Source organism: Bacillus sp. AMCV2 (assembly GCF_056033925.1).
This window is the reverse complement of the sequence record NZ_JBVYIB010000002.1, coordinates 21,932-32,500: the sequence shown is the minus strand read 5'-3', so window position 1 is coordinate 32,500 and position 10,569 is coordinate 21,932. Positions and strand designations below refer to the sequence as shown.

The window sequence follows — 10,569 nt, the reverse complement described above, 5'->3', positions numbered from 1 at the left end:
TTCAACGTGCGTGGGTTCGGGCCTCCATTCAGTGTTACCTGAACTTCACCCTGGACATGGGTAGATCACCTGGTTTCGGGTCTACGACCACGTACTCATGCGCCCTATTCAGACTCGCTTTCGCTGCGGCTCCGCATCTTCTGCTTAACCTTGCACGGGATCGTAACTCGCCGGTTCATTCTACAAAAGGCACGCCATCACCCGTTAACGGGCTCTGACTACTTGTAGGCACACGGTTTCAGGATCTCTTTCACTCCCCTTCCGGGGTGCTTTTCACCTTTCCCTCACGGTACTGGTTCACTATCGGTCACTAGGGAGTATTTAGCCTTGGGAGATGGTCCTCCCGGATTCCGACGGAATTTCACGTGTTCCGCCGTACTCAGGATCCACTCAGGAGAGAACGAAGTTTTGACTACAGGGCTGTTACCTCCTATGGCGGGCCTTTCCAGACCTCTTCATCTACCTCGTTCTTTTGTAACTCCGTACAGAGTGTCCTACAACCCCAAGAGGCAAGCCTCTTGGTTTGGGCTAATCCCGTTTCGCTCGCCGCTACTCAGGGAATCGCATTTGCTTTCTCTTCCTCCGGGTACTTAGATGTTTCAGTTCCCCGGGTCTGCCTTCTCATATCCTATGAATTCAGATATGGATACCACTCCATTACGAGTGGTGGGTTTCCCCATTCGGAAATCTCCGGATCAAAGCTTGCTTACAGCTCCCCGAAGCATATCGGTGTTCGTCCCGTCCTTCATCGGCTCCTAGTGCCAAGGCATCCACCGTGCGCCCTTTCTAACTTAACCGTTAAAAAGAATCACTATGTGATATCTTGTATTACTAATTGAATGTGATGTCTACTGTTATCTAGTTTTCAAAGAACACGTTGGTGGAGCCTAGCGGGATCGAACCGCTGACCTCCTGCGTGCAAAGCAGGCGCTCTCCCAGCTGAGCTAAGGCCCCGTTATATAAGATGGTGGGCCTGAGTGGACTCGAACCACCGACCTCACGCTTATCAGGCGTGCGCTCTAACCAGCTGAGCTACAGGCCCATCTTAACTTATTCAAGGAACAAAGTTCCTTCAAAACTAAACAAGACAGGGAACGTTCTGTTTATAAGACCCAAGGTCTTATATTCCGTATAATATCCTTAGAAAGGAGGTGATCCAGCCGCACCTTCCGATACGGCTACCTTGTTACGACTTCACCCCAATCATCTGTCCCACCTTCGGCGGCTGGCTCCTAAAAGGTTACCTCACCGACTTCGGGTGTTACAAACTCTCGTGGTGTGACGGGCGGTGTGTACAAGGCCCGGGAACGTATTCACCGCGGCATGCTGATCCGCGATTACTAGCGATTCCAGCTTCACGCAGTCGAGTTGCAGACTGCGATCCGAACTGAGAACAGATTTGTGGGATTGGCTTAACCTCGCGGTTTCGCTGCCCTTTGTTCTGTCCATTGTAGCACGTGTGTAGCCCAGGTCATAAGGGGCATGATGATTTGACGTCATCCCCACCTTCCTCCGGTTTGTCACCGGCAGTCACCTTAGAGTGCCCAACTGAATGCTGGCAACTAAGATCAAGGGTTGCGCTCGTTGCGGGACTTAACCCAACATCTCACGACACGAGCTGACGACAACCATGCACCACCTGTCACTCTGCCCCCGAAGGGGACGTCCTATCTCTAGGATTGTCAGAGGATGTCAAGACCTGGTAAGGTTCTTCGCGTTGCTTCGAATTAAACCACATGCTCCACCGCTTGTGCGGGCCCCCGTCAATTCCTTTGAGTTTCAGTCTTGCGACCGTACTCCCCAGGCGGAGTGCTTAATGCGTTAGCTGCAGCACTAAGGGGCGGAAACCCCCTAACACTTAGCACTCATCGTTTACGGCGTGGACTACCAGGGTATCTAATCCTGTTCGCTCCCCACGCTTTCGCTCCTCAGCGTCAGTTACAGACCAGAGAGTCGCCTTCGCCACTGGTGTTCCTCCACATCTCTACGCATTTCACCGCTACACGTGGAATTCCACTCTCCTCTTCTGCACTCAAGTTCCCCAGTTTCCAATGACCCTCCCCGGTTGAGCCGGGGGCTTTCACATCAGACTTAAGAAACCGCCTGCGAGCCCTTTACGCCCAATAATTCCGGACAACGCTTGCCACCTACGTATTACCGCGGCTGCTGGCACGTAGTTAGCCGTGGCTTTCTGGTTAGGTACCGTCAAGGTACCGCCCTATTCGAACGGTACTTGTTCTTCCCTAACAACAGAGCTTTACGATCCGAAAACCTTCATCACTCACGCGGCGTTGCTCCGTCAGACTTTCGTCCATTGCGGAAGATTCCCTACTGCTGCCTCCCGTAGGAGTCTGGGCCGTGTCTCAGTCCCAGTGTGGCCGATCACCCTCTCAGGTCGGCTACGCATCGTTGCCTTGGTGAGCCGTTACCTCACCAACTAGCTAATGCGCCGCGGGTCCATCTGTAAGTGGTAGCCGAAGCCACCTTTTATGTTTGAACCATGCGGTTCAAACAACCATCCGGTATTAGCCCCGGTTTCCCGGAGTTATCCCAGTCTTACAGGCAGGTTACCCACGTGTTACTCACCCGTCCGCCGCTAACATCAGGGAGCAAGCTCCCATCTGTCCGCTCGACTTGCATGTATTAGGCACGCCGCCAGCGTTCGTCCTGAGCCAGGATCAAACTCTCCGATAAAGTAGTTTGACTGACTACGCACATCGCTGTGCGATTTATAAAAATGAATTAACAGGTACGTTTTGTCTTGTTTAGTTTTCAAAGAACTTTGTTTACCGCTCGTTTAAGCGACTTTATTATCATAACATTTACCGCCGCTACTGTCAATAACTTTTTAACATTTTCTTTTCGAAAAAGCTGTTCGTCATCAGCGACGTATATTAGAATAACACCTTCAATTATCTAAGTCAATACATAATATCAATTAAATGATAAATTGCTTAATAACGACTAACGCAGCTATTCCGGGTACCCCTAAAATTCCGCTGATAGCTGTTGTAACCAGATTAATCGGCACATGAATGCCAAGACTGCCGCCAAACATATTTACACAAACCAGCAGCAAAGCACCTGCCACAAATTTAACAGCTGTGATGCCCATCCACTTTAAAGGCTTTGCAGCTGAACCTGATAAAAAAAGAAGAATAACCAGTCCTAAAATAATCCCAATAATAAAAATAGGCTCCATGAATCTTCTCATCTCCTTCGCTTGTTCTAGTACAAGCTTATGAGAAGATCCAGGAGTTTAGACCACTTACTTCCACCGGCTGATTTTTAAATTTCGCTGCTTCGCTTCCCTTAAGTAAAAAAAATACTTCGCTTCAGCTACTTTCAGTTCGTATAACACTTCAGCAGACGGTTCTAAGCTTTTTTCAACCAGCTTTTTTTGCCTGTTCCACTCTTCCTTTTGCTTAAAAAGCTGCTCGGTTAGTTTTTCATCAAACTCTCTTCTTAATGTTTTCTTGCGAAGAAAACCCATGGATCGCTTTTTCCTCCTTACAATTCACGTCTTCCTTCAAGTGCTTTAGAAAGAGTGACCTCGTCAGCATATTCCAAGTCACCGCCGACGGGCAGTCCGTGGGCAATACGGGAGAGCTTAATACCAGACGGCTTGAGGAGCCTAGATATATACATCGCCGTTGCTTCCCCTTCTATATTAGGGTTTGTCGCGAGAATCACTTCTGTCACTTGATCATCCTGTAATCGTTTTAACAATTCTGGTATTTTAATATCCTCCGGTCCGATGCCGTCCATTGGAGAAATAGCGCCGTGAAGAACGTGATACTGTCCGTTGTATTCCTTCATTTTCTCCATAGCGATAACATCCTTAGGGTCTTGCACAACACAGATAACAGACTTATCCCTGCGCGTATCTTCACATATATAGCAAGGGTCCTGGTCTGTAATATGCCCGCAAACTGAACAATATGTCAGGTTGCGTTTCGCATTTACTAATGCTTTCGCAAAATCTAATACTACATCTTCTTTCATACCTAGAACAAAAAAAGCCAGACGAACCGCTGTTTTCGGTCCGATCCCTGGCAATTTCATAAAGCTGTCAATCAGCTTTGATATTGGTTCAGGATATTGCATGTTCTTTTATCCCCCTAGAATAAACCTGGCATGTTCATTCCCTTTGTAAATTGACCCATTGTTTCGTTTGTGATTTCGTCAACTTTTTTCAAAGCTTCATTCGTTGCAGCAAGCACTAAATCTTGAAGCATATCAATATCTTCAGGATCAACGACTTCTTCTTTGATGATAACATCCAGGATTTCTTTTTGGCCGTTTGCTTTTACTGTTACCATACCGCCGCCTGCAGTTCCTTCAACAACCTTTTCTGCAAGCTCTTCTTGAGCCTTCGCCATGTCCTTTTGCATTTTTTGCATTTGTTTCATCATTTTTTGCATATTACCCATTCCGCCACGCATAGCATTCACTCTCTTTCATTTTGTTAGTCTTTTATTTCAATTAGATCCGCTCCAACAAGCTTTTTCGCTTCGGCAATAAGCGGGTCTTCTTCAGCCGGTTCATTTGATCCTTCATTTTCCTGCTGATGATCTTCTAAAAATTCTTCTCTTATTTTACCCCATTGTGCTTCTGGAACGCCAATCAAATCCATTCTTTTTCCGAGCATCGATTCTAAAATCTGCTCAAGATTAGTCCGGACTCCGTTGTTATCCTCAGCGACCATTTTACAATGAATTTCATATTTGAATTTCAGAACAAATGCCGCCGATCCGGCAGCCACAGGTTCACTGTCATTCAGCAAAGCGGCATGTGATACTTTGTTTTGCTGTTTGAGATGAGCAAGAAGCTTGCCCCAACTGTTTCTGAGCAGATCAAGATCCGGTCTTGTGGCTTCCTTCAAAATCTCATGAATTCTGCCTACTGGCGCTTTGTAATTGGATTTCCCGCCCTTTGGCACACGCGGCGCTTCTTTTTTCGGGCTTTCCGCAGCTGCTTTTATGCCCGTTGTTTTGAGCCGCTCTACTTCCTGTTCGAGCTGCTGGATTTTTTTCATCAGCATATCCACTTCCGGGAGATCAGCAGCAGATTGATGTGAGGTTTGGCAAATCTTCACAACGGCCACTTCGAAAAAGATACGCGGATGATTTGTCCATTTCATTTCCTGATGGCTCTTGTTCAGAATTTCAATCATTTCATATAGGGCCTGAGCCGGAATTTGTTCACTTAGTTCCCGGAACGTTTCATCGACTTTTACTTTCTCAAGCACTCCCTCTAAGCCAGGGGCTGTCTTGTACAGCAGCATGTCCCTGAAATAGAAAATCATATCTTCTATCAGCTTAGCTGGATCTTTTCCTTGCTGAAGCAATTCATTTAATGTTTCCAGTGCGTCAGAAACGTTTTTATCATGCAGGGATTGTGCAAGCTTCCCGATATATAATTGAGAAACAGCACCCGTAATTAAAAGCGCATCTTCGACTTTCAGGATATCGCCGCTGAATGATATGGCCTGATCAAGAAGGCTCAGGGCATCCCTCATCCCTCCGTCTGCAGCACTCGCAATGATTTCCAGCGATCCTTCCTCCACTTGCAGCTGTTCAGCATCAACAATTTTATTCATGCGGCCTACAATCGCTTGGGAGGTAATTCGTTTAAAGTCAAAACGCTGACATCTAGAGATAATGGTTAAAGGAATTTTGTGCGGTTCAGTTGTTGCTAATATGAAAATACAATGCTCAGGCGGCTCTTCTAATGTTTTTAGTAATGCATTAAAAGCGCCGATAGAAAGCATATGCACCTCATCTATGATATATACCTTATATGTGACGGCCGATGGGGCAAACTTCACTTTATCGCGAATGTCACGAATCTCATCAACACCGTTATTAGAAGCGGCGTCAATTTCTATGACATCGGATATTGACCCGTTTGTTATCCCTTTACAGGCCGCACATTCGTTGCATGGCTCATCAACAGGAGCATGTTCACAGTTGACAGCCTTAGCAAATATTTTGGCTGCACTGGTTTTTCCGGTTCCTCTAGGCCCGGAAAACAGATAGGCGTGAGAAAACTTTTTTTGCAAAAGGGCATTTTGCAGCGTTTTTGTAATGTGTTCTTGTCCGACCACATCTTCAAAGCGCTGAGGCCTGAATACTCGATATAAAGCTTGGTAACTCACGGGTTTGCCCTCCTCCGTTATTCATCATTCCCATTATACATGAACCTTGTTTCGATTCCAAAAGCTCTTTTTACATAACAAAAAACTCACCTAATGTTAGGTGAGTCTGAAAATTTGATGATTGATTTACCGTGCACCTTCTGTCGATTCGCTACCCTAAGCGTTACTTAAGCAGTTAGCTCGGCCCAGGCAACCCTGCGGCACATGAGAGGTTTCACTTAATGCTGCTTCCTTCCGGACCTGACATGGTTCATGAATTCCCATTGCGCAGGACCCAAACGTCAACACCACTTACTTAAGGCAGGCCTTAAAGTAAACGAACCTCGAGAAGGGATTCGGCCCTGCTAGAGCGGATTGCAGGTACAGGGCACCGCTACCTCCCCGCTTAGCACGGCAAAATAAATATCAAATTTTATGTTGCATCTATTACGATGCACACTTAAGTATATCTGTTTCCCCTAAAAATTGCAACCGTACTATTCAGACAAGTTTTTCCTGGCGGCTTTCTTCTTTTTTCTTAGTTCTCTGAAAAACGCACTGAGCATACCGCCGCATTCTTCTTCAAGCACACCGCTCACCACTTCAGCCTGATGATTAAAGCGATCCTCCTGAAGAAGGTTCATTAGCGTGCCTGAACAGCCGCCTTTCGGATCAAATGCGCCAAAAACCACTTTTTCCACTCGAGAAAGTACGACTGCACCAGCACACATTGGACAAGGCTCAAGCGTCACATAAAGAGTCGCACCTTCCAGCCGCCATGTTCCCAGTGCCTTACACGCTTCATCAATCACGAGCATTTCTGCATGGGCAATAGATCGCTGCTCAGTCTCTCTTAAATTATGTGCACGCGCTATAATTTCATCATTAACGACAAGCACCGCACCTATCGGCACTTCACCTTTCTCTTCAGCCTTTTTCGCTTCTTTAATTGCTTCTTTCATATAAAGTTCATCTTGTGTCATAAGGATAAGCTCTCTTTTCAAAGTTTTTTCATTGCCTAAAAAGGCTACATATTAACTATAACTGAAACGGAAAGGAGACTGTCGATTGTCCAAAGCAGATACAGCCCTTCTCATTGTAGACATGATCAATAATTTTGAATTCGATATGGGAGAAACCCTCGCTAAAAAAACAGAAAAAATCGTTCCTCATATTTTATCATTAAAGGAGCACGCGAGACAAAATGAATGGCCGATTATTTACATCAATGATCATTATGGACTTTGGCAAGCTGACATTAAAAACATTCAGCAAGAATGCACAAATGAAAGAAGCAAGGATATCATCACAAAGATAGCTCCGGAAGATGCTGATTATTTTTTAATCAAACCAAAACATTCCGCTTTCTACGAAACTGCACTTCACACCCTTCTTACTGAGTTGCAGGTGAGACATATTATCTTAACAGGTATAGCCGGCAATATATGTGTGCTGTTTACTGCTAATGACGCTTATATGAGGGAATACAGCATCACGATTCCTAAGGACTGTATCGCGTCAAACAGTGACGAAGATAACGAATTCGCCTTAACTATGATGGAGAATGTTCTTTTCGCAGAAATTACGACGGAAGAACAAATTACAGAAAAATAAACATGATCAGCGCTTTTCTTTCATACATTGATAGCGATATGAAAGGAGGCGTTTTTCATTCAAATTTATGTGGTAAAACAAGGCGACACTCTTTCTGCTATCGCTTCACAATACAGAACAACCGTAAGTGAGATCACTGAATCGAATGAAATACCGAATCCCGACAGCCTTGTTGTCGGACAAACCATTGTCATTCCAATAGCTGGCCAGTTCTATGATGTGAAGCGAGGTGATACCCTGACATCCATCGCCCGGCAGTTCAATACAACAGCAGCCGAGCTCGCAAGGGTTAACCGCATCCAGTTAAATACCGTGCTTCAGATTGGTTTCCGTTTATACATCCCACCAGCTCCTAAACGAGACATCGAATCAAATGCTTATTTGGAGCCCCGAGGAAATCAAGTCAGCGAAAATCTCCAGCAGGCGGCCAGAGAAGCGTCACCCTACTTAACGTACCTTGGCGCATTCAGCTTCCAGGCACAGCGTAACGGAACCTTAGTCGCACCGCCTTTAACGAATTTAAGGAGCATTACAGAGAATCAAAACACGGCATTGATGATGATTATAACGAACCTAGAAAACCAGGCATTCAGCGATGAACTCGGCCGGATCCTTTTGAACGACGATACTGTAAAAAGAAGACTTTTAAATGAAATAGTCGAGAATGCAAAAAGATATGGTTTCTATGATATTCATTTTGACTTTGAATATTTGCGGCCTGAGGATAGAGAAGCCTATAACCAATTTCTCCGCGAAGCAAGGGATCTTTTCCATCGAGAAGGCTTAGAAATTTCTACGGCGCTTGCCCCAAAAACAAGCGCAACACAGCAGGGCAGATGGTACGAAGCCCATGATTACAGAGCCCATGGCCAAATCGTCGACTTTGTTGTTCTCATGACATATGAATGGGGCTATAGCGGCGGGCCGGCTCAAGCTGTTTCTCCAATCGGGCCTGTTCGGGATGTCATAGAATATGCTTTGACTGAAATGCCTGCGAATAAAATTGTCATGGGCCAGAATTTATATGGGTATGACTGGACACTGCCATACACAGCTGGCGGAACTCCGGCAAGAGCAATAAGCCCTCAACAAGCCATTGTCATTGCCGATCAAAACAATGCAGAAATTCAGTATGACCAAACCGCTCAGGCCCCTTTCTTCCGCTATACTGATGCAGAAAACAGAAGACACGAGGTATGGTTCGAGGATGCCCGCTCGATTCAAGCAAAATTCAATCTGATTAAAGAGCTGAATTTAAGAGGCATCAGCTATTGGAAGCTGGGTCTTTCCTTTCCGCAAAACTGGCTGCTGCTGTCTGATCAATTTAATGTTGTCAAAAAGACGTTTCGATAATTTGGAAACGTCTTTTTTTCATGGGGGCACCCAAGGGTTGTGATACAATATGAAGGTCGGTAACTGACGCACGTTTTTCAGATATAAGGAGGATTCCGATGAATACAGCCCCTTTTATTGCAATAGAAGGTCCTATCGGGGCAGGAAAAACAACTCTCGCAACGATGCTCTCACAAGAATTCGGATTCCCTATGATCAATGAGATTGTAGAGGATAACCCGTACCTTGATAAGTTTTATGACAATATAGAGGAATGGAGCTTCCAGCTCGAGATGTTTTTTCTTTGTCACAGATACAAACAGCTTGAAGACACCAGTGATCACTTTTTAAAAAAGGGACAGCCTGTAATAGCTGATTATCATATTTATAAAAATGTGATTTTTGCGGAACGCACCTTGTCTCCACATCAGCTGGAAAAATACAAAAAGATATATCACCTGCTAACGGATGATCTGCCAAAGCCGAATTTCATCATTTACATAAAGGCCAGTCTGCCTACGTTGCTACACCGCATTGAAAAACGCGGGCGCCCCTTTGAGAAAAAAATTGAAACTAGCTATTTGGAGCAGCTGATTTCAGATTATGAAGTCGCCATCAAGCAGCTGCAGGAAGCAGACCCTGAACTTACAGTGTTAACCGTAGATGGTGATTCAAAGGATTTCGTTTTGAATAAGAGCGACTTTGAACGCATTGCCGCCCATGTAAAGGAGCTTATCGTATGAAGGAACATCATATCCCTAAGAATTCAATTATTACAGTAGCAGGAACAGTAGGTGTCGGAAAATCGACTTTAACAAAAACTTTAGCCAAACGGCTTGGATTTAAAACATCTTTGGAGGAAGTCGATCATAATCCATACTTGGAAAAGTTCTATCATGATTTTGAACGTTGGAGCTTTCACCTTCAAATTTATTTCTTAGCTGAACGCTTCAAAGAACAGAAAACAATTTTTGAAGCCGGCGGAGGTTTTGTACAGGATCGTTCGATTTATGAAGATACAGGAATTTTCGCAAAAATGCATGCTGACAAAGGGACAATGTCAAAGGTTGATTATAAGACTTACACAAGCCTTTTCGAAGCAATGGTAATGACACCGTATTTCCCACACCCAGATGTGTTGATCTATTTAGAAGGAGATCTGGAGAACATTTTAAACCGGATTGAACAACGCGGCCGTGAGATGGAGCTTCAGACAAGCAGGTCTTATTGGGAAGAAATGCATGCACGCTACGAGAACTGGATAAGCGGTTTTAATGCCTGCCCTGTTTTAAAACTTCGCATTGAAGATTATGATCTGCTGAACGATGAAAACTCGATTGAAAATATTGTAGATCAAATTGCTTCAGTTATTCATGATAATCAAAAAAAGTGAATCTCAGTCGAGATTCACTTTTTCTTTAAAATAAAAAATCCGCCGCACCGAATGCAACGGACAAAACAATCTCCAATATATGCTTGTGTTT

General features: G+C 44.8%; 10 protein-coding genes, 2 tRNA genes, 2 rRNA genes and 1 other RNA gene (1 of these 15 running past the window's edge). 4 read left to right on the top strand and 11 right to left on the bottom strand.

Translation table 11 applies throughout. The features are described 5' to 3' along the window. The 11 genes from AC0OMA_RS00215 to tadA all read right to left on the bottom strand — a co-directional run. Positions 1-797, bottom strand: a 23S ribosomal RNA gene (locus tag AC0OMA_RS00215) (it extends 2,131 nt beyond the left edge of the window). 81 nt (positions 798-878) lie between these two features. After that, positions 879-954: transfer RNA gene (locus AC0OMA_RS00210), tRNA-Ala, on the bottom strand. 11 nt (positions 955-965) lie between these two features. Further along, positions 966-1,042 (bottom strand) — tRNA-Ile (locus AC0OMA_RS00205). 102 nt (positions 1,043-1,144) lie between these two features. Next, positions 1,145-2,694 (bottom strand): 16S ribosomal RNA (locus AC0OMA_RS00200). Together the 16S and 23S rRNA genes with 2 tRNA genes alongside form the textbook arrangement of a ribosomal RNA operon. Positions 2,695-2,938: 244 nt before the next feature. Then, positions 2,939-3,202 (bottom strand): sigma-K factor-processing regulator BofA, encoded by a 264-nt coding sequence (bofA, locus tag AC0OMA_RS00195; RefSeq protein ID WP_015382553.1) that lies wholly within the window; start codon positions 3,200-3,202, stop codon positions 2,939-2,941. Between the two features lie 66 nt (positions 3,203-3,268). After that, positions 3,269-3,493, bottom strand: a complete 225-nt coding sequence (locus AC0OMA_RS00190) for a YaaL family protein (protein ID WP_003242387.1) — start codon at positions 3,491-3,493, stop codon at positions 3,269-3,271. Positions 3,494-3,510: 17 nt separating this feature from the next. Then, positions 3,511-4,107 carry a recombination protein RecR gene (gene recR / locus AC0OMA_RS00185; protein ID WP_003225425.1) on the bottom strand — a complete coding sequence of 199 codons (597 nt, stop codon included), beginning with the start codon at positions 4,105-4,107 and terminating at the stop codon, positions 3,511-3,513. Positions 4,108-4,121: 14 nt separating this feature from the next. Then, positions 4,122-4,445, bottom strand: coding sequence for a YbaB/EbfC family nucleoid-associated protein (locus AC0OMA_RS00180; RefSeq protein WP_003225427.1), 324 nt, complete (start codon positions 4,443-4,445; stop codon positions 4,122-4,124). A 23-nt stretch (positions 4,446-4,468) separates the two neighbouring features. Continuing rightward, positions 4,469-6,160: a DNA polymerase III subunit gamma/tau gene (gene dnaX, locus AC0OMA_RS00175; RefSeq protein ID WP_015482685.1), complete on the bottom strand. Its 1,692-nt coding sequence runs from the start codon at positions 6,158-6,160 to the stop codon at positions 4,469-4,471. 129 nt (positions 6,161-6,289) lie between these two features. After that, positions 6,290-6,554, bottom strand: an RNA gene (ffs, locus tag AC0OMA_RS00170) — signal recognition particle sRNA large type. A gap of 82 nt (positions 6,555-6,636) precedes the next feature. Continuing rightward, positions 6,637-7,122: a tRNA adenosine(34) deaminase TadA gene (gene tadA / locus AC0OMA_RS00165; RefSeq protein ID WP_015482684.1), complete on the bottom strand. Its 486-nt coding sequence runs from the start codon at positions 7,120-7,122 to the stop codon at positions 6,637-6,639. A gap of 85 nt (positions 7,123-7,207) precedes the next feature. On the opposite strand from tadA, the gene AC0OMA_RS00160 reads away from it, so the two are divergent. The 4 genes from AC0OMA_RS00160 (at position 7,208) to dck (ending at position 10,478) form a co-directional block, all read left to right on the top strand. After that, positions 7,208-7,753, top strand: coding sequence for a cysteine hydrolase family protein (locus AC0OMA_RS00160; protein WP_003226786.1), 546 nt, complete (start codon positions 7,208-7,210; stop codon positions 7,751-7,753). 69 nt (positions 7,754-7,822) lie between these two features. Continuing rightward, entirely contained in the window at positions 7,823-9,106 is a 1,284-nt protein-coding gene (locus AC0OMA_RS00155; RefSeq protein ID WP_015382548.1) for a LysM peptidoglycan-binding domain-containing protein, read from the top strand. A gap of 98 nt (positions 9,107-9,204) precedes the next feature. After that, complete coding sequence (gene dgk, locus AC0OMA_RS00150) at positions 9,205-9,828, top strand: deoxyguanosine kinase (protein WP_003226790.1); 624 nt, start codon at positions 9,205-9,207, stop codon at positions 9,826-9,828. Next, positions 9,825-10,478: a deoxyadenosine/deoxycytidine kinase gene (gene dck / locus AC0OMA_RS00145; protein ID WP_015382547.1), complete on the top strand. Its 654-nt coding sequence runs from the start codon at positions 9,825-9,827 to the stop codon at positions 10,476-10,478. The genes dgk and dck overlap by 4 nt, the downstream gene beginning before the upstream one ends. The last annotated feature ends 91 nt before the right edge of the window (positions 10,479-10,569 follow it).